17 protein-coding genes are annotated in these 21,607 nt (G+C 59.9%); 11 read left to right on the top strand and 6 right to left on the bottom strand.

Annotated elements, in window-relative coordinates; translation table 11 throughout:
• Nucleotides 1-13 precede the first annotated feature (13 nt).
• From CKW18_RS14255 to CKW18_RS14265, 3 genes are all read right to left on the bottom strand, one after another.
• Complete coding sequence (locus tag CKW18_RS14255; RefSeq protein WP_095189371.1) at nt 14-1,429, bottom strand: HlyD family type I secretion periplasmic adaptor subunit; 1,416 nt, start codon at nt 1,427-1,429, stop codon at nt 14-16.
• Between the two features lie 86 nt (nt 1,430-1,515).
• Nucleotides 1,516-3,654: a type I secretion system permease/ATPase gene (locus CKW18_RS14260; protein ID WP_095189372.1), complete on the bottom strand. Its 2,139-nt coding sequence runs from the start codon at nt 3,652-3,654 to the stop codon at nt 1,516-1,518.
• 134 nt (nt 3,655-3,788) lie between these two features.
• The gene (locus CKW18_RS14265) at nt 3,789-5,201 is read right to left on the bottom strand and encodes a TolC family outer membrane protein (protein WP_095189373.1); all 1,413 of its coding nucleotides are present in this window, start codon (nt 5,199-5,201) and stop codon (nt 3,789-3,791) included.
• Between the two features lie 308 nt (nt 5,202-5,509).
• Here CKW18_RS14265 and CKW18_RS14270 point away from each other — a divergent pair, with 308 nt between their 5' ends.
• From CKW18_RS14270 to CKW18_RS14285, 4 genes are all read left to right on the top strand, one after another.
• Nucleotides 5,510-5,872 (top strand): ArsC family reductase, encoded by a 363-nt coding sequence (locus CKW18_RS14270; protein WP_095189374.1) that lies wholly within the window; start codon nt 5,510-5,512, stop codon nt 5,870-5,872.
• 31 nt (nt 5,873-5,903) lie between these two features.
• A complete protein-coding gene (dapD, locus tag CKW18_RS14275; RefSeq protein ID WP_095189375.1) occupies nt 5,904-6,938 on the top strand; it encodes a 2,3,4,5-tetrahydropyridine-2,6-dicarboxylate N-succinyltransferase in 1,035 nt (344 codons plus the stop codon).
• Nucleotides 6,939-7,086: 148 nt separating this feature from the next.
• The gene (locus CKW18_RS14280) at nt 7,087-8,292 is read left to right on the top strand and encodes an aminotransferase class V-fold PLP-dependent enzyme (protein WP_095189376.1); all 1,206 of its coding nucleotides are present in this window, start codon (nt 7,087-7,089) and stop codon (nt 8,290-8,292) included.
• Nucleotides 8,289-8,693, top strand: coding sequence for a SufE family protein (locus CKW18_RS14285; protein ID WP_095189377.1), 405 nt, complete (start codon nt 8,289-8,291; stop codon nt 8,691-8,693). The genes CKW18_RS14280 and CKW18_RS14285 overlap by 4 nt, the downstream gene beginning before the upstream one ends.
• 88 nt (nt 8,694-8,781) lie before the next feature.
• Here CKW18_RS14285 and tcdA read toward each other — a convergent pair whose 3' ends face one another.
• A complete protein-coding gene (tcdA, locus tag CKW18_RS14290) occupies nt 8,782-9,600 on the bottom strand; it encodes a tRNA cyclic N6-threonylcarbamoyladenosine(37) synthase TcdA (RefSeq protein WP_095189378.1) in 819 nt (272 codons plus the stop codon).
• 214 nt (nt 9,601-9,814) lie between these two features.
• Here tcdA and CKW18_RS14295 point away from each other — a divergent pair, with 214 nt between their 5' ends.
• The 4 genes from CKW18_RS14295 (at nt 9,815) to CKW18_RS14310 (ending at nt 15,043) form a co-directional block, all read left to right on the top strand.
• Nucleotides 9,815-12,406, top strand: a complete 2,592-nt coding sequence (locus CKW18_RS14295; protein ID WP_095189379.1) for a glycosyltransferase — start codon at nt 9,815-9,817, stop codon at nt 12,404-12,406.
• A 223-nt stretch (nt 12,407-12,629) separates the two neighbouring features.
• Nucleotides 12,630-13,781, top strand: coding sequence for a succinyl-diaminopimelate desuccinylase (gene dapE / locus CKW18_RS14300; RefSeq protein WP_095189380.1), 1,152 nt, complete (start codon nt 12,630-12,632; stop codon nt 13,779-13,781).
• Nucleotides 13,781-14,590, top strand: coding sequence for a putative RNA methyltransferase (locus CKW18_RS14305; protein WP_095189381.1), 810 nt, complete (start codon nt 13,781-13,783; stop codon nt 14,588-14,590). Before dapE ends, CKW18_RS14305 begins: the two co-directional genes overlap by 1 nt.
• 75 nt (nt 14,591-14,665) lie before the next feature.
• Nucleotides 14,666-15,043 (top strand): hypothetical protein, encoded by a 378-nt coding sequence (locus CKW18_RS14310; RefSeq protein WP_095189382.1) that lies wholly within the window; start codon nt 14,666-14,668, stop codon nt 15,041-15,043.
• A 127-nt stretch (nt 15,044-15,170) separates the two neighbouring features.
• Here the strand turns inward: CKW18_RS14310 and CKW18_RS14315 are convergent, their stop codons facing one another.
• Nucleotides 15,171-15,380 (bottom strand): cold-shock protein, encoded by a 210-nt coding sequence (locus CKW18_RS14315; protein WP_095189383.1) that lies wholly within the window; start codon nt 15,378-15,380, stop codon nt 15,171-15,173.
• Nucleotides 15,381-15,618: 238 nt separating this feature from the next.
• On the opposite strand from CKW18_RS14315, the gene plsB reads away from it, so the two are divergent.
• The 3 genes from plsB (at nt 15,619) to CKW18_RS14330 (ending at nt 19,352) form a co-directional block, all read left to right on the top strand.
• Nucleotides 15,619-18,120: a glycerol-3-phosphate 1-O-acyltransferase PlsB gene (gene plsB / locus CKW18_RS14320; RefSeq protein WP_095189384.1), complete on the top strand. Its 2,502-nt coding sequence runs from the start codon at nt 15,619-15,621 to the stop codon at nt 18,118-18,120.
• A 116-nt stretch (nt 18,121-18,236) separates the two neighbouring features.
• Nucleotides 18,237-18,635 (top strand): YbaY family lipoprotein, encoded by a 399-nt coding sequence (locus CKW18_RS14325; RefSeq protein ID WP_095189385.1) that lies wholly within the window; start codon nt 18,237-18,239, stop codon nt 18,633-18,635.
• A gap of 27 nt (nt 18,636-18,662) precedes the next feature.
• Nucleotides 18,663-19,352 (top strand): DUF4197 domain-containing protein, encoded by a 690-nt coding sequence (locus CKW18_RS14330; protein ID WP_095189386.1) that lies wholly within the window; start codon nt 18,663-18,665, stop codon nt 19,350-19,352.
• Here CKW18_RS14330 and CKW18_RS14335 read toward each other — a convergent pair.
• Nucleotides 19,349-20,743, bottom strand: coding sequence for a Fic family protein (locus CKW18_RS14335; protein WP_095189387.1), 1,395 nt, complete (start codon nt 20,741-20,743; stop codon nt 19,349-19,351). The two genes, CKW18_RS14330 and CKW18_RS14335, sit on opposite strands and share 4 nt — an antisense overlap.
• Nucleotides 20,744-21,607 lie beyond the last annotated feature (864 nt).

Raw genomic sequence — 21,607 nt, forward strand, 5'->3', positions numbered from 1 at the left:
AATCCGTCAACACTCAACGCTCACGCAAACTCTCATCCATATGTTGTTGCAACGGACTCAAGAAGTACTCGATCACCCGTCGCTGATCGGTCTTCACTTCCGCCGTCACTGACATACCCGGCGCCAGCGCCACGCGTTGGCCGTTGATCATCAAATGATCGGTTTTCAGGCGGATGCGGGTGCTGTAGACCGGACCGCGTTTTTCATCGTCGATGGCGTCGCTGGAGACGCTGAGGACTTCACCGGCAACCGTGCCGTACTTGGTGAAGGTGAACGTTTCGACCTTGACTGTGACCGGCTGGCCGGCACGGACGAAGCCGACGTCCTTGTTTTCCAGCATGGCTTCCACTTCCACCGGTTGGTCGGCGGGCACGATGACCATCAAGGGTTGGGCCGCAGTGACGACACCACCGACGGTGTGAATCGCCAGTTGCTGAACGGTGCCGTCCACCGGCGCAGTGAGGCTGGTGAGGGTTTCCTGGTAGCGGGCCTTGGTCAGTTCCTCGACCAGACTCGCGGCTTTTTGGTTGGCCTGCTGTTGCAGGTCGAGCATGGCGCGGCGATTTTGCGCGACCACACCTTCGCGTCGACGTCGCGCTTCGCCTTGCGCGGCGGTGGATTGCAAGACGCTGGCTTGCTGCACACTCAATTGGCGTTGCAGGTCGAGGCGCGCCTGTTCTTTTTCCAGGTATTCGTGGCGGGCGACGTATTGTTGTGCGAGCAGGCGCTGGTAGTCCTCGGCCAGTTGCGTGGCAATCGGCACGGTTTGCCGAAGGCTGGCCACCTGGGCCTGGGCAGACTGGATTTCGGCATTGCGCTGCTGGATTTCCGCGTCCACCAATTCCAGGCTGTTGCGGTATTCCTGATACTGCCCTTGCAGCCAGCGCTGGGCACTGAGCACCTGTTGCGGATCGGCGTCAGTGATTGCGCCGATCAGCGATGCCGGTGGTTTGTGCTGATTGATCGCATCGAGCATCGCTGCACTGCGGGCGCCGTCGATGCGGGCGGCAAGCAAGTCACTCTGAATCCGTCTGACGTCGGCGTCAGCAGCCGTCGGGTCGAGTTCGACCAGCAACTCACCGACTTTCACCGCCTGACCGTCGCTGACATGAATAGCCCTGACCACCGCCGTCTCACTGGATTGAATCAATTTGGTCTTGCCACTCGGCACGATCTTCCCGGAGGCGACCGCCACCACTTCGATCTTGCCTGCGTACGCCCACAACAGCGCCAGCACTGCGAAGCCCATGATGCTCCAGATAAAGATTCTTGGCGCCGGGTGTACGGGGGTTTCCTGCAACTCCAGCGCGGCGGGCAGGAACTGTGCTTCATGGCGCAGGCGCGGCACGCTGTCCATCTGTTTGCGCTGACGCCAGGATTCGCGCCAGGCGTGACGGTAACGCTGCATTAATGAGGGCGTTGCGCTCATGGGAAATCGATCCTTGAATCCGGAATACAGTGACTGCCACCGCATCCGAAATGGGGGCGGCGAACTACGAATACATGAAGGGCTGATCAGCCCTGTTGCATGCGATGCAGGCGCGAATAGTGGCCGGCCTGATGGGTGAGCAATTCGGCATGGCTGCCCTGTTCGACGATCTGTCCGCGATCGACTACGAGGATGCGATTGGCATCGCGTACCGCCGACAATCGATGCGCGATGATGATCACCGTGCGCCCCGCGCAGATGCTTTGCATGTTTTGCTGGATGATCCGCTCGGACTCGTAGTCCAGCGCACTGGTGGCCTCGTCGAAAATCAGGATTCGCGGATTGCCGATCAAGGCACGGGCGATGGCCACCCGTTGCCGTTGGCCGCCGGAAAGCGAGGTGCCGTGCTCGCCGACCATGGTGTCGTAGCCTTCGGGCAGTTCCAGAATGAACTCATGTGCGCCGGCCATGGTGGCCGCGTGCATCACCGCTTCGAGTGGCGCGCCCGGATCGCTCAGGGCAATGTTCTCGCGGATGCTGCGGTTGAACAGCATGTTGTCCTGCAACACCACGCCGATCTGTCGACGCAGGGAGGAGACGTCCGCCAGGGCCAGGTCCATGCCATCGACCAGCACCCGGCCGCGTTCTGGCACGTACAAACGTTGCAGCAATCGCGTCAGAGTACTCTTGCCGGAGCCGGAGCGCCCGACCACCCCGATCACTTCGCCGGCAGCGATTTGCAGGCTGACGCCACGCAGAACTTCCGAACCGTCGGCGCGATAGCGGAAATGCACCTGGTCGAATTCGATCTGGCCCGTGAGCGGCGGCAACGCACTGCGTGTGGCCTGGGACAATTCGGTACGGGTGTTGAGAATGTCGCCCAGACGCTGCACCGAAACGCCGGTCTGCTGGAAGCTCGTCCACAGTTGCGCAAGACGCATGATCGGCCCGCTGACGCGACCGGCAAGCATGTTAAAGGCGATCAGCTCGCCCACCGACAATTGCCCGTCGATCACCAGGCGAGCGCCCAGCCACAAGGTCGCGACCGTGACCAGTTTACCGATCAGCGACACGCTTTCATTGGCGATGGTGGACAGGGTCTGGGTCTTGAAACCAGCGGCGACGTATGCGGCCATCTGGTTATCCCACTTGCGGATGGCTTGCGGCTCGACAGCCATGGATTTCACCGTGTCGATGCCGTTGACGGTCTCCACCAGAAACGCCTGATTCTCGGCGCCACGCGTGAAGCTGTCCTCCAACCTGGCCCGCAGCAGCGGCGTGATGAACAGCGACACCAGCACGTACAACGGCAACGACAGCAACACGATCAGGGTCAGCCAGCCGCTGTAATAGAACATCACCACCACGAACACCACGGAGAACAGCACGTCCAGCAACAAAGTGATCGCGTTGCCGGTGAGGAAGCTGCGGATGTTCTCCAGCTCGCGCACCCGGGCCACCGAATCACCGACCCTGCGCGCCTGGAAATAGGCCAGCGGCAGGTTGATCAGGTGCCGGAACAAGCGCGAGCCCAACTCCACATCGATGCGACTCGCGGTGTGGGCAAACACGTAGCTGCGCAAACCGCTCAGGGCCGACTCGAACAGCATGATGCCCAGCAGCCCGGCGGCGATTACGTCGAGGGTAGTCAGGCCGTGATGCACCAGCACCTTGTCCATCACTACCTGGAAAAACAGCGGCGTGACCAGCGCAAACAGTTGCAAGGCAAATGACACCAGCAGCACTTCCCCGAGCAGCTTGCGGTATTTGACGATGGCGGGAATGAACCAGGTGAAATCGAAGCGCGAAGTTTCGCCGGCCAGCGTCGACTCCGAGCGCACCAGCAGCAGTTCACCGCTCCAGCGTGCGGCCAGTTCCTGGAGCGTAATCACTTCCGGTCGCGCGGCACGCGGGTCCTGAATCAGTGCCTGACCTTGATCAAGCTTGGCGATGATGAAAAACGTGCCGTCGTTTGCGACGGCAATCGCTGGTAAAGGCGTGCGGTCCAGACGGGCGGCGGTGGTGTTCACCGACTTGGCCTTCAGGCCCAGCTTGAGGGCGGCGAGCAGCAGCTCACGTTGCGTGAAAGGCTGATTGGCCGGAGTGAACTCATGTGCCAATTGCTCGGCGGATGCTGCCACCGAATGAAAACGGGCAAGCATTACCAGACACACGAGACCGGTGTCTGGCGTAGACGACTCAGCGCCCCTTCCTTGATCACTCATAAGCTTCCATGCATGCCGCTTAGCGACAATAAATTCATAAATCTTTCAATAGGTTATATCAGCTTTGAAACAATTGGTATCAAAACGACATCACTTCTCCAAGGTTGATCTCACTCGGGTGTATGACGCGCCCGTTAGAGCGACTTGCGCTCCTCTGGCGGCAGGAAATCGCGATCCGCGTCATAGTCCTTGTTCAGGTACATCGCCAGATCGTTCAGGTCGGCGGGACTCAAGGTCCCGGCCGCCTGCTTCAGCTTGAGCGTATCGATGATGTAGTCGTAACGAGCGTTGTTGTACTCACGCACCGCGCCATACAACTGGCGCTCGGCGTTGAGCACGTCAGCAGTGTTACGCGAGCCCAGATTCCGGCCTGCCTGATTGGCCTTGACCGACGCCAGGCTCGAACGAATGGTTTGCCGGCGGGCAGTCACCTGCTCGATATCGGAATTGACCGCACGATAGAAATTGCGCGTGTTCTGCACCACTTCGCGGCGGCGGTCCTCGCGCTCGTCCTCACTTTGCGCCAGACGCTCGGTGGCTTCGCGCACCTGCGAGCGGGTCATGCCGCCGCTGTATAACGGGATGTTCAACTCCACCCCGATGCTGCCTTGGGCGACATTGTCGCGGTAGCCATCGCGGCCGAAATCGGTGGGATTGCTGTAGCCGAAACTGTCGTTGTCACCCTTGCGCCAGGACGCCACCGCATCGATGGTCGGCGCATAACCCGCCTTGCGCTGGCGGTTGGTCTGCTCGGCGGCAATCACTGCGTAACTGCTGGCCTGCAACGCCAGGTTTTGCTGCACTGCACGGCTGACCCAGGCATTGGCGTCGTTGGGGGCCGGAAGCTCCACCGGGAGTTGATGCTCGATACCGTCGATCGACGAATAGTCCTGACTCGTCAGACGGGACAGCCCTTCGTATGCATCATCGACCTTGCGCTCGGCAAGCTTGCGGTTGGCGTTGGCGTTGTCGTACGCAGCTTGGGCGTCGAGCACGTCGGTGATGCTTGACGCACCATTTTCCAGACGCGCCTGCGCTTGTTGCTGTTGCCGCTTGAGCGCGGCTTCCTCGGCTTTGGAAGCCGCGAGCAAATCCAGCGCACGCAAGGTTTCAAAATAGGCTTGGGCTGCGGTCAGAACCAGCCCCTGTTCCTTGGCGCCCAATTCAAGTTCGGCCTGCGAGCTGCTGGCCTGCGCCGCTTCGAGTTGAAACCAGCGGTCGACACGAAACAGTGGTTGATTGAGGTTGGCCTGAAACACCGAAGTACTGCGGGTGCGAGTCAGGCCCGGCTCGTCACGTTGCAGGCGCACCGATTCCACTGTGCTTCCAGCGCTGAGGGTGGGCAGCAACCCGGCGCGGGCTTGCGGCACGCTTTCGCGGCGAGCCAGATAATCATGACGGGCGGCGGACAGTTGAGAGTCGTGTTCAACCGCTTGCCGATACACCCCAAGCAGGTCAGCACGTTCGGCACTGGCAGCGACCAAGGGTGTGAATGTCGTGAAAGAGAGGGTCAGCAGCGAGACAAAAAAACGGGAGGGCGCAGTCATAACTATCCGTGTCAAATTGCAATAATCGATTCAGCAGGCTGATCGAGGGCGCGCATGCTACGCCTTCACCCACATCGCAACAAGACAACTTTGTAGCCACTTGCCATCATTTGTACAAAGCCACGGGAATTGCATTTCCCTTGTGGAAACGGGCTTGCTCACGAATGCCCTAGGTCATTCAACAATGATGTTGACTGCGACGGCCCCCTCGCGAGCAAGCTCGCTCCCACAGGTTTTGCGCTTTAACCGAAGGCTCATGGCATAATCCAAGACCATTTTTTCCCAGCACCTGTAAAGGGGGCGATTCCTTGACCGTTTCAAGTAAAACGTTGCGCCTTTTCGGCATCAAAGCCTGCGACACCATGAAAAAGGCGCGCACCTGGCTCGATGAACACGCTGTCAGCTACGACTTTCATGATTACAAGACTGCCGGTATCGACCGTGAGCACCTGACCCAATGGTGTAACGAGCACGGCTGGCAAACGGTGTTGAACCGTGCAGGCACGACCTTTCGCAAACTCGATGACGAACGTAAAGCCGATCTCGACCAAGTGAAAGCCATCGAACTGATGCTCGCTCAACCCTCGATGATCAAGCGCCCGGTGCTCGATCTCGGTGACCGAACCCTGATTGGCTTCAAGCCAGACATCTACGCGGCCGCGCTCAAATAAGCAGCCCGTCACTTTTTGCAGAGGTATTCACATGTCCAATTCCCTGTTCAGCATCGCCTTTGGTGTCGGCACTCAGAATCGTCAAGGCGCCTGGCTGGAAGTGTTCTACGCACAGCCACTGCTCAACCCTTCGGCCGAACTGGTCGCTGCCGTTGCACCGATCCTCGGTTACACCGAAGGCAACCAGGCCATCACCTTCACCACCGCACAGGCTGCGCAACTGGCTGAAGCGCTCAAAGGCATCGACGCCGTTCAAGGCAAACTGCTGACCCGTCTGGCCGAGAGCCACAAGCCGCTGGTCGCTACCCTGCTGGCCGAAGATGCGCAACTGACCTCGACGCCTGAGGCTTATCTGAAGCTGCACCTGCTGTCCCACCGTCTGGTCAAGCCGCACGGCGTAAGCCTGGCCGGGATCTTCCCGCTGCTGCCGAACGTGGCGTGGACCAGCCAGGGCGCAATCGACCTGAGCGAACTGGCCGAGCTGCAACTCGAAGCCCGTCTGCGCGGCGAACTGCTGGAAGTGTTCTCGGTGGACAAGTTCCCGAAAATGACCGACTACGTGGTGCCGGCCGGCGTGCGTATCGCTGACGCTGCACGTCTGCGTCTGGGCGCCTACGTAGGCGAAGGCACCACCGTGATGCACGAAGGTTTCATCAACTTCAACGCCGGCACCGAAGGCCCGGGCATGATCGAAGGTCGCGTGTCGGCTGGCGTGTTCGTCGGCAAGGGCTCGGACCTGGGCGGCGGCTGCTCGACCATGGGCACCCTGTCGGGCGGCGGCAACATCGTGATCAAGGTCGGCGAAGGCTGCCTGATCGGCGCCAACGCCGGTATCGGTATCCCGTTGGGCGACCGCAACACCGTCGAGTCGGGCCTGTACGTGACCGCCGGCACCAAAGTCGCGCTGCTGGACGAGCACAACAATCTGGTCAAAGTCGTGAAGGCACGTGAGCTGGCCGGTCAGACCGACCTGCTGTTCCGTCGCAATTCGGAAACCGGTGCCGTGGAGTGCAAAACCCACAAGTCGGCGATCGAACTGAACGAAGCGCTGCACGCTCACAACTAAGTGCCGCTATGACCTTCTGTGGGAGCGGGCTTGCTCGCGAAGACGGTTTGTCAGTCACCCTTGATGTCGACTGACACGACGCTTTCGCGAGCAAGCCCGCTCCCACAAGGTTCGGTGTATATCCGCCCAAGTTCACAGGGCTGAACAGATGATGATTCCCTCCCCCTGGCGCGCCGATTTCCCGGCCATCGCCGCTTTGCAACGGCAAGACCAGACCTATCTGGACAACGCCGCCACCACGCAAAAACCCCAGGCCCTGCTCGACGCGCTGACGCATTACTACGCCAATGGCGCGGCCAACGTGCATCGCGCGCAGCATCTTCCCGGCGCACATGCCACGCAGGCGTTCGAAGACAGCCGCCTCAAGGTTGCCCAGTGGCTGAATGCCGGTGACAGCGGGCAGATCATCTTCACCCACGGCGCCACCAGTGCGCTGAACCTCCTGGCCTATGGCCTGGAACATCTTTTCCAGCCGGGCGATGAAATTGTCATCAGCGCCCTGGAGCATCACGCCAACCTGCTGCCGTGGCAGCAACTGACGCAACGTCGCGCTCTGAAACTGGTGATCCTGCCACTGGATGACGACGGCCTGATCGACCTCGCCGCCGCTGTGCACTTGATCGGCCCGCGCACTCGCTTGCTGGCGGTCAGCCAGTTGTCCAATGTGCTGGGGGCCTGGCAACCGCTACCGGCGCTGCTGGGCATGGCCAAGGCGCAGAACGCGCTGACCGTGGTCGACGGCGCCCAAGGCGTGGTGCACGGTCGACATGACGTGCAGGCGCTGGGTTGCGACTTTTATGTGTTTTCCAGCCACAAGCTGTACGGCCCCGACGGCCTCGGCGTGTTGTTCGGGCGCAATAAAGCGCTGGAACAACTGAAACCGTGGCAGTTCGGTGGCGAGATGGTGCTGGAAGCCAATTATCACGACGCACGCTTCCGCCCCGCTCCCTTGGGTTTGGAGGCAGGTACACCGCCGATTGCCAGCGTGATCGGCCTTGGTGCGACGCTCGATTACCTGGCCGGCCTGGATCAAAACGCCGTGTCTGCCCACGAAGCGGCGCTGCATGACTACCTGCTCAAAGGCCTCGAAGCACGCAATGGCATTCGCCTGCTGGGCACGCCGCAACTGGCGCTGGCAAGTTTTGTCGTCGAGGGCGTGCACAACGCCGATCTCGCGCATCTGCTGACCGAGCAAGGCATTGCCGTGCGCGCCGGGCACCACTGCGCCATGCCGCTGCTGAAAAGCTTCGAACTGGCCGGGGCGATCCGCGTGTCGCTGGCGTTGTACAACGACTCCGAGGATCTGGAGCGCTTTTTCGAAGCGCTGGATCAGGCGCTGGAGTTGTTGCGATGAGCTTGCCGGTCGAGGCTGCCGAGGCGCTGCAAACGTTTCAGAATGCCGCCGGTTGGGAACAGCGGGCGCGGTTGTTGATGCAGTTTGGTGATCGTCTGCCGCCGTTGAATGACGCAGACAAGTGCGACGCCAACCGGGTACATGGCTGTGAAAGCCAAGTGTGGTTGGTGGGTGAGTTGCAGGACGGCCACTGGCAATTCAGTGCCAGCAGCGATGCACGGATGATTCGTGGGTTGGTAGCGTTGTTACTGTTGCGAGTCAATGGTCTGAGCGCTGCTGAACTGCAGCAAGTGGATCTGCCGGACTGGTTCAATCAGCTAGGGCTTTCGCGACAGCTATCGCCCTCGCGAAGCAATGGCCTCAATGCCGTGCTTAAGCGGATGAATGAGTTGGCAGGTTAATCGCCTTCGCGAGCAGGCTCGCTCCCACATGTGAACGCATTCCAATGTGGGAGCGAGCCTGCTCGCAAAGGGGCCATCAGCCCCAGCATCAAACCTGAGGTTTGACTCGATCCGCCGGGCGACGAACACCCGCCACAATCTTGTCCACAGCCTTGGTCGCCGCGACCATGCCGAACGTCGCCGTCACCATCATCACCGCACCAAACCCGCCCGCGCAGTCCAGTTTCACGCCATCACCGACAAAACTCTTCTGCAAGCAGATGCTGCCATCTGGCTTCGGATAACGCAGTTGTTCCGTGGAAAACACACACGGCACGCTGTAATGGCGGGTCACGGTACGCGAGAAGCCGTAGTCACGACGCAAAGTCGAGCGCACTTTCGAAGCCAACGGATCGTTGAAAGTACGGTTCAGATCGCAGACCTGAATCAGCGTCGGATCAATCTGCCCACCGGCGCCGCCCGTGGTGATGATCTGAATCTTGCGGCGCTTGCACCAGGCGATCAGCGCCGCTTTGGCGTTGACGGCGTCAATGCAGTCGATCACGCAGTCGATGTCCGGCGTGATGTATTCGGCCATGGTGTCGCGCGTGACGAAGTCCGCCACCGCATGCACGGTGCAATCCGGGTTGATCCCGCGCAGACGCTCGGCCATCACTTCGACCTTGGGTTTGCCGACGGTGCTGTCCAGCGCGTGCAACTGGCGGTTGGCGTTGCTCACGCAGACGTCATCGAGGTCGAACAGCGAAATCTCGCCGACACCACAACGGGCCATGGCTTCCGCCGCCCAGGAACCGACGCCACCGACGCCGACGATCGCCACATGGGCCGCGCGCAAGCGCTCCATGCCTTCGATGCCATACAAACGGGCGATGCCTGCAAACCGCGGATCTTCTGTACTCATGACCATTACCCCAAAAACCGGCGCGCATTATAGGGCTACGCAGCGACAAGTTTTAACCTTCGATCTACAAGTGTAAGAACTTAAGTCAAAGCGGATTGCCCAATGTCAGGCAATTTCCTGTCTGTTGTACGACTTGCGAACTACCGGTGTAGGATGCGCGCCCCATTGGCGTATAGCCTACCGATCCTCCGTTCCACAGCCTTTGGAACCTGAAACAGCTATGTCATCGCGTAAATTTGGTCTCAACCTGGTGGTGGTTCTGGCAATCGCCGCCCTGTTCACCGGCTTCTGGGCACTGATCAATCGCCCGGTCTCCGCGCCCAACTGGCCGGAGCAGATTTCCGGTTTCTCCTATTCGCCATTCCAGCAAGGGCAATTCCCGCAGAAGGATCAGTACCCTTCCGACGAAGAAATGCGCCGCGACCTCGAGATCATGAGCAAGCTGACGGACAACATCCGCATCTACTCGGTCGACGGTTCCCTGCAAGACATCCCGAAACTGGCTGAAGAGTTCGGTTTGCGCGTGACCCTCGGGATCTGGATCAGCCCCGATCAGGAACGCAACGAACGGGAAATCCAGCGCGCCATCGAACTGGCCAACACATCGCGCAGCGTAGTTCGTGTGGTCGTCGGTAACGAAGCGATCTTCCGCAAGGAAATCACTGCCGAGCAACTCAGCGTGTTGCTTGATCGTGTACGCGCGGCAGTGAAAGTCCCGGTGACCACCTCCGAACAATGGCACGTCTGGGAAGAACACCCGGAGCTCGCCAAGCACGTCGACCTGATCGCCGCGCACGTTCTGCCTTACTGGGAATTCATTCCCGTCGACAAGGCCGGCCAGTTCGTTTTCGACCGCGCCCGCGACCTGAAAAAGCTGTTCCCGAAAAAACCGCTGCTGCTCTCCGAAGTGGGCTGGCCGAGCAACGGCCGTATGCGCGGCGGCGCCGATGCATCGCCGGCGGATCAGGCGATCTACCTGCGGACGTTGGTCAACAAACTCAATCGCCAGGGCTTCAACTACTTCGTGATCGAAGCGTTCGACCAGCCGTGGAAAGCCAGTGACGAAGGTTCGGTGGGCGCCTACTGGGGCGTGTTCAACGCCGCGCGCCAGCAGAAATTCAACTTCGAAGGCCCGGTCGTCGCGATCCCGCAATGGCGTGTGCTGGCGGTCGGTTCGGTGGTATTGGCGCTGTTGTCGCTGACCTTGTTGATGATCGACGGCTCGGCCCTGCGCCAGCGCGGGCGGATCTTCCTGACCTTCATAGCATTCCTTTGCGGGTCGGTGCTGGTCTGGATCGGTTATGACTACAGCCTGCAATACAGCACGTGGTTCAGCCTGACGGTGGGCTTCCTGTTGGCGCTCGGTGCGCTCGGGGTGTTTATCGTGTTGCTCACCGAAGCGCATGAACTGGCCGAAGCGGTGTGGATTCACAAGCGTCGACGAGAATTCCTGCCGGTTGAGGGCGATTCCAGCTACCGGCCAAAAGTGTCGATCCATGTGCCTTGCTACAACGAGCCGCCGGAGATGGTCAAACAGACCCTCGACGCACTGGCGGCGCTCGATTATCCGGACTACGAAGTCCTGATCATCGACAACAACACCAAGGACCCAGCCGTTTGGGAACCGGTGCGCGACTACTGCGAAACCCTCGGCCCGCGCTTCAAGTTCTTCCACGTTGCGCCACTGGCAGGCTTCAAGGGCGGCGCGTTGAACTACCTGATTCCGCACACCGCCAAGGACGCCGAAGTGATCGCGGTAATCGACTCCGATTACTGCGTACACCCGAACTGGCTCAAGCACATGGTGCCGCACTTCGCCGATCCGAAAATCGCCGTGGTGCAGTCGCCGCAGGATTATCGCGACCAGAACGAAAGCACCTTCAAGAAGCTCTGCTACGCCGAATACAAGGGCTTCTTTCATATCGGTATGGTCACCCGTAACGACCGCGACGCAATTATCCAGCATGGCACCATGACCATGACTCGCCGTTCGGTTCTGGAAGAGTTGGGCTGGGCTGACTGGTGTATCTGTGAAGATGCCGAACTCGGCTTGCGTGTATTCGAAAAAGGCCTGTCGGCGGCGTATTACCACGACAGTTACGGCAAAGGCCTGATGCCGGATACGTTTATCGACTTCAAGAAGCAGCGCTTCCGCTGGGCCTACGGCGCGATTCAGATCATCAAGCGTCACACCGGCAGCCTGCTGCGCGGCAAGGACACCGAACTGACTCGCGGCCAGCGCTATCACTTCCTCGCGGGCTGGTTGCCGTGGGTCGCGGACGGCATGAACATCTTCTTCACCGTCGGCGCGCTGTTGTGGTCGGCGGCGATGATCATCGTGCCGCAACGGGTCGATCCGCCGCTGTTGATCTTCGCGATCCCGCCGCTGGCGCTGTTCGTGTTCAAGGTCGGCAAGATCATCTTCCTGTATCGCCGCGCGGTGGGGGTGAACCTGAAAGATGCATTCTGCGCGGCACTGGCCGGGCTGGCGTTGTCGCACACCATCGCCAAAGCGGTGCTGTACGGTTTCTTCACCAGCAGCATTCCGTTCTTCCGCACACCGAAAAACGCCGACAACCACGGCTTCTGGGTGGCGATTTCCGAAGCACGGGAAGAGCTGTTCATCATGCTGCTGTTGTGGGGCGCGGCGCTGGGGATCTATCTGGTGCAAGGCATTCCAAGCAACGATATGCGTTTCTGGGTGGCCATGCTGCTGGTGCAATCGCTACCGTATCTGGCAGCGCTGATCATGGCGTTCCTGTCGTCGCTGCCAAAACCGGCAGCGTCGCCAGAGCCGGCACCGGCCGTCTAAATCCTCACCGAAGCACTAAACGGCGGCCAATGGTCGCCGTTTTGCTTTAAGATAACCGCCATTTTGCGGGGCATGGCGTGATAACCGTATCCCTTGTGGGAGCGGGCTTGCTCGCGAAGGCTTTGTAACATTCAACATCTATGTTGACTGATCAATCGCTTTCGCGAGCAAGCCCGCTCCCACAGTTAGTCCGCGCCCACATTCATGATCTTCGGAGTTTTCCATGACGGCCCACGCCGACCTTTCGCCGACCCTCCAACTCGCCATCGACCTGATCCGCCGTCCGTCCGTGACGCCGGTCGACGCCGACTGCCAGAAGCAGATGATGCAGCGCCTGGGCGATGCCGGTTTCACGCTGGAGCCAATGCGCATCGAGGATGTGGATAACTTCTGGGCCATTCACGGCAACAACGACGGCCCGGTGCTGTGCTTCGCCGGTCACACCGACGTGGTGCCGACCGGCCCGGTGACCGCCTGGCAGATCGATCCGTTCAACGCCATCATCGATGAACACGGCATGCTCTGCGGCCGTGGCGCGGCAGACATGAAAGGCAGCCTGGCATCGATGACTGTCGCCGCCGAGCGCTTTGTCGCCGACTACCCGAACCATAAAGGCAAGGTCGCGTTTCTGATCACCAGCGACGAAGAAGGCCCGGCGCACCACGGCACCAAAGCCGTGGTCGAACGTCTGGTCGCGCGTAACGAGCGTCTGGACTGGTGCATCGTCGGCGAACCGTCGAGCACTACGCTGGTGGGCGACGTGGTGAAAAACGGCCGTCGCGGCTCGCTTGGCGCCAAGCTCACTGTGCGCGGTGTGCAGGGTCACGTGGCCTATCCGCATCTGGCGAAGAACCCGATCCACCTCGCGGCTCCGGCGCTGGCCGAACTGGCCGCCGAGCACTGGGATCACGGCAACGATTTCTTCCCGCCAACCAGTTTCCAGATTTCCAACGTCAACTCCGGTACCGGCGCGACCAACGTGATTCCGGGTGACCTGGTGGCGGTGTTCAACTTCCGTTTCTCCACCGAATCCACGGTCGAAGGCCTGCAGAAGCGCGTTGCAGGCATCCTCGACAAGCATGGTCTGGACTGGCACATCGACTGGGCGCTGTCCGGCCTGCCATTCCTCACCGAGCCGGGCGCGCTGCTCGACGCGGTGTCGTCGAGCATCAAGGACATCACCGGCCGCGAAACCAAGGCATCGACCAGCGGCGGCACGTCCGATGGCCGTTTCATTGCGACCATGGGCACACAAGTGGTTGAACTGGGCCCGGTCAACGCGACCATTCACCAGGTCAACGAGCGTGTACTGGCCGCCGATCTCGACGTGCTGACCGAGATCTACTACCAGACCCTGATCAAGTTGCTCGCCTGATGCTCGCGTGCCCGATCTGCAGTGAGCCGCTAAATGCGGTGGACAACGGCGTGGTCTGCCCCGCCGGGCATCGTTTCGACCGCGCACGGCAGGGTTACCTCAACCTGTTGCCGGTGCAGCACAAGAACAGCCGTGATCCTGGCGACAATCAGGCGATGGTTGAAGCCCGCCGTGATTTCCTCAACGCCGGGCACTACGCGCCGGTGGCCAAGCGTCTGGCCGAGCTGGCAGCGAGTTACGCGCCGGCACGCTGGGTCGACATCGGTTGTGGCGAGGGTTATTACACCGCGCAAATCGCCGAAGCCCTGCCGGATGCCGATGGCTACGCGCTGGACATCTCCCGCGAAGCGGTCAAACGTGCGTGCAAGCGCAATCCACAACTGACCTGGTTGATCGCCAGCATGGCCCGCGTGCCATTGGCGTCGGGCAGTTGCCAGTTTCTCGCCAGCGTTTTCAGTCCCCTGGACTGGGAAGAAGCCAAACGCCTGCTCAGTGTTGGCGGCGGCCTGATGAAAGTCGGCCCGACCAGCGGCCATTTGATGGAACTGCGCGAACGTCTGTACGACGAAGTGCGCGAATACACCGACGACAAGCATCTGGCCCTGGTGCCGGAAGGCATGGCGCTGGCGCACAGTGAAACCCTGGAATTCAAACTGACGCTGGACAAGCCCGAGGATCGAGCCAACATGTTGGCGATGACACCCCACGGCTGGCGCGCCAGTGCCGAGCGTCGCGCTGCGGTGATCGAACAGGCCGAGCCGTTCGAGACCACCGTATCGATGCGCTACGATTATTTCGTTCTTCAATAACTTTTGGTCTCGGGCAAATGCCCGGGGCCGGCTAAATCCGCGAATGGATTTTTCAGACCCGCAGTGAGGACATCCATGCGCCAACCGGATATCGAGATTTACCTGAAAGACGCCGACGTCGACCACAAGGCCATTTCGGCCTGGCTGGGCGAAGCGCTGGGCCCGTGCAGTGACTGGGTGCAGAAGGGCCAGACCTACAAGTGCAAGGCCGGCAACATCCCGGTGACCTGGCTGCCCAAAGCCGTGGGCAAGTGGAACAGCCTGTACCTGGAAAGCGATGCGACCCCATGGGACGACGACATCGCCTGCGCCCGCGCCGCATTTGCTGCGCTGAACGTTGAAGTGCGTTGTGCACCGGGCACGTGGGTTGAAGAAGAAGGTGAGGAGACAGCGGATCGCTGGATGCGCATCAGCGAAGACGGTGAAGAAGAAATCACTTGGAAAACCGCTTAACAACAGGCAACGCCGATACAAATGTGGGAGCGAGCCTGCTCGCGAATGCGGTGTATCAGTCACCATTCATATCGACTGACACTATGCATTCGCGAGCAGGCTCGCTCCCACAGTGGTTTTCAGGGACTTACAGGCCTACAACATCCTCAGCCTGCAAGCCCTTGTCACCCGTCACCACCGCATACTCGACCTGCTGGCCTTCGGTCAGCGACCGATGCCCTTCGCCGCGAATCGCGCGGTAGTGCACGAACACGTCCACCCCGTCTTCGCGCTGAATGAAGCCGTAGCCCTTGGCGTCGTTGAACCACTTCACGTTGCCGGTTTCACGTGTTGCCATCTGTTCATACTCCTTTTTTATTATTGAACAGGCTTTTCGCAGGAAAGCCTTTGAGGAACGTCAGCCTGCGTCCGACGTCCATAAAAGGGCCCCGGCGACAGACCGCCGAGTATATGACAGGCACGAAAACTCTCAACAGGAGTTTACTTCGCCGCTTTTTTGCCGATTTTCGACTAATACGGCACACTATCGACCGCCCGAGCATCTGCTCGGTTTTATCCACTCACGCAGAAGCCGTATGACCCGCTCCCCGTTTCGCCGTCTTGTGTTTGGCACCTTGCGCCGACTGTTGTACCTCTGGGTTCGCTCGGAGACGATCAACCAGTCGTCGTTCACCCTCAACCTCGACCGCAGTCGTCCGGTGTTCTACGTCCTGCAAAACCCATCGCTGACCGATCTGGCCGTGGTCGACACCGAGTGCACCAAGGCCGGCCTGCCGCGCCCGGTGCTGCCGGTGTCGGTGGGTTCGCTGATTGAGCCTGCCGCGTTCTTCTATCTGACGCCGGACCCGGACTGGCTCGGCCGTCAGGACAAACGCGGTGCGCCGCCGACCCTGACGCGTCTTGTCAGCGCCCTCACCCAGAACGCCGCCGAAGACGCGCAGATCATTCCGGTCAGTGTGTTCTGGGGTCAGTCGCCGGACAGCGAAAACAGCCCGTGGAAGCTGCTGTTTGCCGACAGTTGGGCGGTCACCGGGCGCCTGCGTCGCCTGCTGAGCATCATTGTTCTCGGGCGTAAAACCCGCGTGCAGTTCTCGGCGCCGATCCATCTGCGCGAGCTGATCGAGCACAACAAGGGCCACGAACGCACCGTGCGCATGGCCCAGCGAATCCTGCGCGTACACTTCCGTAATCTGAAAGCGGCGGTGATCGGCCCGGACATTTCCCACCGGCGCAACCTGGTCAAAGGCCTGCTCAACCAGCCACTGGTCAAGCAAGCGATCCTCGACGAAGCCGAGCGCGAAAACATCTCCCCGGAGAAAGCCAAGGCTCAGGCCCTGCGCTACGGCAACGAGATCGCCTCGGACTACACCTACACCGCGATCCGCTTTCTGGAAGTGGTGCTGAGCTGGTTCTGGAACAAAATCTACGACGGCATCAAGGTCAACCACATCGAAGGCGTGCAAAAGGTCGCCCAAGGTCACGAAGTGATCTACGTGCCGTGCCACCGCAGCCACATCGACTACCTGCTGCTCTCGTACTTGCTGTTCCGCAACGGCCTGACCCCGCCGCACATCGCCGCCGGGATCAACCTGAACATGCCGGTGATCGGCAGCTTGCTGCGCCGTGGCGGCGCGTTTTTCATGCGCCGCACGTTCAAGGGCAATCCGCTGTACACCTCGGTGTTCAACGAATACCTGCACACCCTGTTCACCAAAGGCTTCCCGGTCGAATACTTCGTCGAGGGCGGGCGCTCGCGCACCGGGCGCATGCTGCAACCGAAAACCGGGATGCTCGCGATCACGATGCGCAGCTTCCTGCGTTCGTCGCGCATGCCCATCGTGTTTGTGCCGGTGTACATCGGTTATGAGCGCGTACTGGAAGGTCGCACCTACCTCGGCGAGTTGCGCGGGGCGAGCAAGAAGAAAGAATCGATCTTCGACATCTTCAAAGTCATCGGCGCGCTCAAGCAGCGCTTCGGGCAGGTCGCCGTCAACTTCGGCGAGCCGATCAAACTGGCGGAATTCCTCGACGCCGAACAACCGGACTGGCGCCAGCAGGAGCTCGGCCCGCAGTACAAACCGGCATGGCTCAACGAAACCACCAACCGCCTCGGCGAGAAAGTCGCGCAGCATCTGAACGAAGCGGCGGCGATCAACCCGGTCAACCTGGTGGCGCTGGCGCTGCTCTCGACCACGCGCCTGGCGCTGGACGACCGAGCCATGGCGCGAGTGCTGGATCTGTACCTGGCCCTGTTACGCAAGGTTCCCTACTCGCCGCACACCACGTTGCCCGACGGCGATGGTCGCGCGCTGATCGAGCATGTAAAGGACATGGACCTGCTGTCCGAGCAGAACGACGCGCTGGGCAAGATTCTTTATCTGGACGAGCAAAATGCCGTTCTGATGACCTACTACCGCAACAACGTGCTGCACATCTTCGCCCTGCCGGCGCTGTTGGCGAGTTTCTTCCAGAGCACCTCGCGCATGAGCCGCGAACAGATCCTGCGCTACACCCGCGCGCTGTATCCGTACCTGCAATCGGAGCTGTTCATACGCTGGTCGCTGGACGAACTCGATGCCGTGGTCGATCAGTGGCTGGAAGCGTTTGTCGAGCAAGGTCTGCTGCGCTTCGAGAAAGACGTGTACATGCGTCCGGCGCCAAGTTCGCGGCACTTCGTGTTGCTGACCCTGCTGTCGAAAAGCATCGCGCAGACCTTGCAGCGCTTCTACATGACTGTGTCGCTGCTGCTCAACGCCGGGCAAAACACCATCAGCGCCGAAGAACTGGAAGACCTGTGCACCGTCATGGCCCAGCGCCTGTCGATCCTGCACGGCCTCAATGCCCCGGAATTCTTCGACAAGAGCCTGTTCCGCCACTTCATCCAGACCCTGCTCGACCTCGACGTGCTGCGCCGCGACGAGGCCGGCAAGCTGAGTTATCACGAGTTGCTCGGCGAACTCGCCGAAGGCGCGGCCAAACGCGTGTTGCCGGCGGAGATTCGCTTGTCGATCCGCCAGGTGGCGTTGCATCGCAGTGAAGACGCCGCCGATCAGGTCGCCACACAGCCCGACGCCTGATGAAAACCTGGTGGGAGCGAGCCTGCTCGCGAAGACGGAGTGTCAGACAACTGAAATGTTGAATGCTAAATCGCCTTCGCGAGCAAGCCCGCTCCCACAATGAAAGGAGATTTTCCATGAAAAAACTGACTATTCTCGCAGCCGCCACGCTGCTCAGCGCCTGCCAATCGACCACACCCGCCGGCAAGATGGGCCTCGACGGCGAAGTGTTCTACCTGCAACGCATCGCCCTGCCACCGAGCGCGACCCTGAGCGTGAGCCTGCAAGACGTGTCACTGGCCGACGCGCCAGCCGTGGTACTCGACGAACAGAAAGGCCCGGTCAATGGCCAGGTGCCGCTGCCGTTCCACTTGAGCTACGATCCGGCCCAGGTCAAACCCGGCCACCGCTACTCGGTCAGCGCGCGCATCGAAGTCAACGGTGAACTGATGTTCATCACCACCGAAAACCACGCCGTGCAACTCGACGGCAACGATCCGCAGCCGCTGAAAATCCGCGTCGACGCCGCTCGTTAATTCATTTTCTGAAACAAGGAAGCTGCCATGCTCCGCCCTACCCTTCGCTTCGCCGGCCTGTGCGCGGGCCTGATGATCTCCGCCAGCACCATGGCCCTGTCGCTCAGTGACCTGTCGCAACAAGACGCCACCGGCGGCCTCAAGGACGCCCTGACCCAAGGCGCACAACTGGCCGTCAAACAATTAGGTACCCCGGGCGGCTTCAGCAACAACCCGGATGTGAAAATCGAACTGCCGGGCAAACTCGGCAAAGCCGCCAGCAAAATGAAAGCCTTCGGCATGGGCGCCCAGGTCGAAGAACTGGAAACCGCCATGAACAAAGCCGCGGAAAGCGCTGTGACCCAGGCCCAGCCGATCCTCGTCGACGCCGTGAAGAAAATGAGCGTGGCCGACGCCAAAGGCATCCTCAGCGGCGGCACTGACTCGGCCACCCAGTATCTGGATAAATCCAGTCGCGAACAGATCCGCGCCAAGTTCCTGCCCATCGTCAAACAAGCCACCGACAAGGTAGGCGTGGCGCAGAAATACAACGCCTTCGCCGGCCAGGCCGCAACCTTCGGCGTGGTAGACGCGAAGAGCGCCAACGTCGAAAACTACGTCACCGAACAAGCGCTCAACGGCTTGTTTGAAATGATCGGCAAACAGGAAGAAACCATCCGCAACAACCCTGCCGCTGCGGCGACGAGTCTGGCAAAGAAGGTGTTTGGAACGCTCTAAGCTGACAGAAAACGGGAGCGTGATATTTCGCTCCCGTTTTGTATTGCGTTTGCTAGAGGGGCGCGTAAGAAAAATACCCACTCACGACCCAATTTGCGCTTTTCGAAAACCTGCAACTCCACCAGACCGTTGAGCGTCGAAACCGCCGTGGAATAAGCGCAGCAAAGGTGCTCCTTGACGTTGCTCGCTGTAACCTTTTTCGCCACCCCGCTCTTGGCGACCTGATACACCGCCCGCTGTTTTTCCGTCAGCCGATCAAAAAAACCTGAACGTATCAACCATTGCTCAAAGGCCTCGGAATACTCCACGCTTTTTCTGTAGACATCAGCAAAACCAGCCACTGCTCGCAGAATCACCGAACACTGAAACTCGATGAAATACGTCAGATCCATTTCATCGTTCTCGGTATGCAGATATGAACGCCCATATTTCACTGGCGCGTTACGCAGCAGCAGGCTGATCGCAATGTAGCGAAACGCTGCGAACTCATTCTTGAACATGAACCAGTAAAACAACGCCCTGGCGACCCTCCCGTTCCCATCACGAAACGGATGCTCATAGCCCAAGGCGAAATGCAGCGTGATCGCTTTTATCAAGGGGTGCAGCTGGTTCGCCTGCTGAGGCAGGTCTGTGGGCTGATTGATCCAATCCGAAAGCTTCTGAAGACGCGAGACCAACCCGGCAGCAGGTGGGGGTCTATGCACGGTATTGCCCTCGCCGTCCTGCACAACCATTTCATCGTTCGTCCTGAAAAGACCGGGGGCGTACTGTTCGTCATCAATCCCCTCTACGCCGACCTTATGAATGGCAGCAATCAACTCCGGACTCAAAGGCTCGTAGCGCTTTTCCCAGGCGAAATTCATCATCCGGTAATTCCCCATGACCATGCGCTCGTCTGGCGTACGCGGCTGGCGCTGATGCTTGAGCATGTCTTTGGCAACACGTGTGGTAGTCGCTGCGCCCTCCAGCTGACTGCTGGCGATGGCTTCGTCTTCGATCAGGTTATTGAGCAGATAACTGAAATGCGCCCGCTCACCGATCTGACTGGTCATGTACTCCAAAGCAGCAGAGGTGGTTTGTCGATCCACGACGGAAATGGTTTTCTGCGCAGAAGGCGTCAGCAAATATTTGCCCCATTGCACCGGCTCACCCAGCGGCAACAAATTGATGTACTGCGCAACCCGCGCCTTCTTGACCAGGGCCCAACACAAATTGGCATCCAGCCCGCTGGCCCAACGGAAGCGCAAGGCTTCGAATGGCAGATAACGATGTTGATCATCGAGAGGCTTGAGCAGCGCCAGATAATCCGCCAGACGCTGCTTGTGCGGCGGACGCATCAACAAGTCGAACACCGGGTCGGTTCTGCCTTTCAATGCTGGCGGCTTTTTCATCAGGCGGACTCAGGATGCGTGGGGAAGCAGAGGCTGGAGTACAGCATCCGAGGCAATCTGGCTCAAGATCAGAGGTTTCTGAAAAAAATGTAGGAAGTGGCGCAGGTAGAGCTGGCTCTGGGTAGTCAGCTAGAGACTGGTCGGATATCAGGCCGTCATCGCTGGCAAGCCAGCTCCCACAATTTTGATTGGGTGTAAGCAGATAGAGACTGGGTGGCTGTAAGGCCGTCATCGCGAGCAGGCTCGCTCCTACAGTTGGATTGCGTACATCTGCAAGCAACAGGTCGGCTGTCAGGCTGCCATCGCTGGCAAGCCAGCTCCCACAATTTTGATTGGGTGTAAGCAGATAGAGACTGGGTGGCTGTAAGGCCGTCATCGCGAGCAGGCTCACTCCTACAGTTGGATTGCGCACATCTGCAAGCAACAGGTCGGCTGTCAGGCTGCCATCGCTGGCAAGCCAGCTCCCACAATTTTGATTGGGTGTAAGCAGATAGAGACTGGGTGGCTATCAGGCCGCCTTCGCGAGCAGGCTCGCTCCTACAGTTGGATTGCGTACATCTGCAAGCAACAGGTCGGCTGTCAGGCTGCCATCGCTGGCAAGCCAGCTCCCACAATTTTGATTGGGTGTAAGCAGATAGAGACTGGGTGGCTGTAAGGCCGTCATCGCGAGCAGGCTCACTCCTACAGTTGGATTGCGCACATCTGCAAGCAACAGGTCGGCTGTCAGGCTGCCATCGCTGGCAAGCCAGCTCCCACAATTTTGATTGGGTGTAAGCAGATAGAGACTGGGTGGCTATCAGGCCGCCTTCGCGAGCAGGCTCGCTCCTACAGTTGGATTGCGCACATCTGCAAGCAACAGGTCGG

The sequence above is a fragment of the Pseudomonas sp. Irchel 3E19 genome (genome assembly GCF_900187585.1).
In the GTDB taxonomy this organism is placed as follows: Bacteria; Pseudomonadota; Gammaproteobacteria; order Pseudomonadales; family Pseudomonadaceae; genus Aquipseudomonas; species Aquipseudomonas baetica.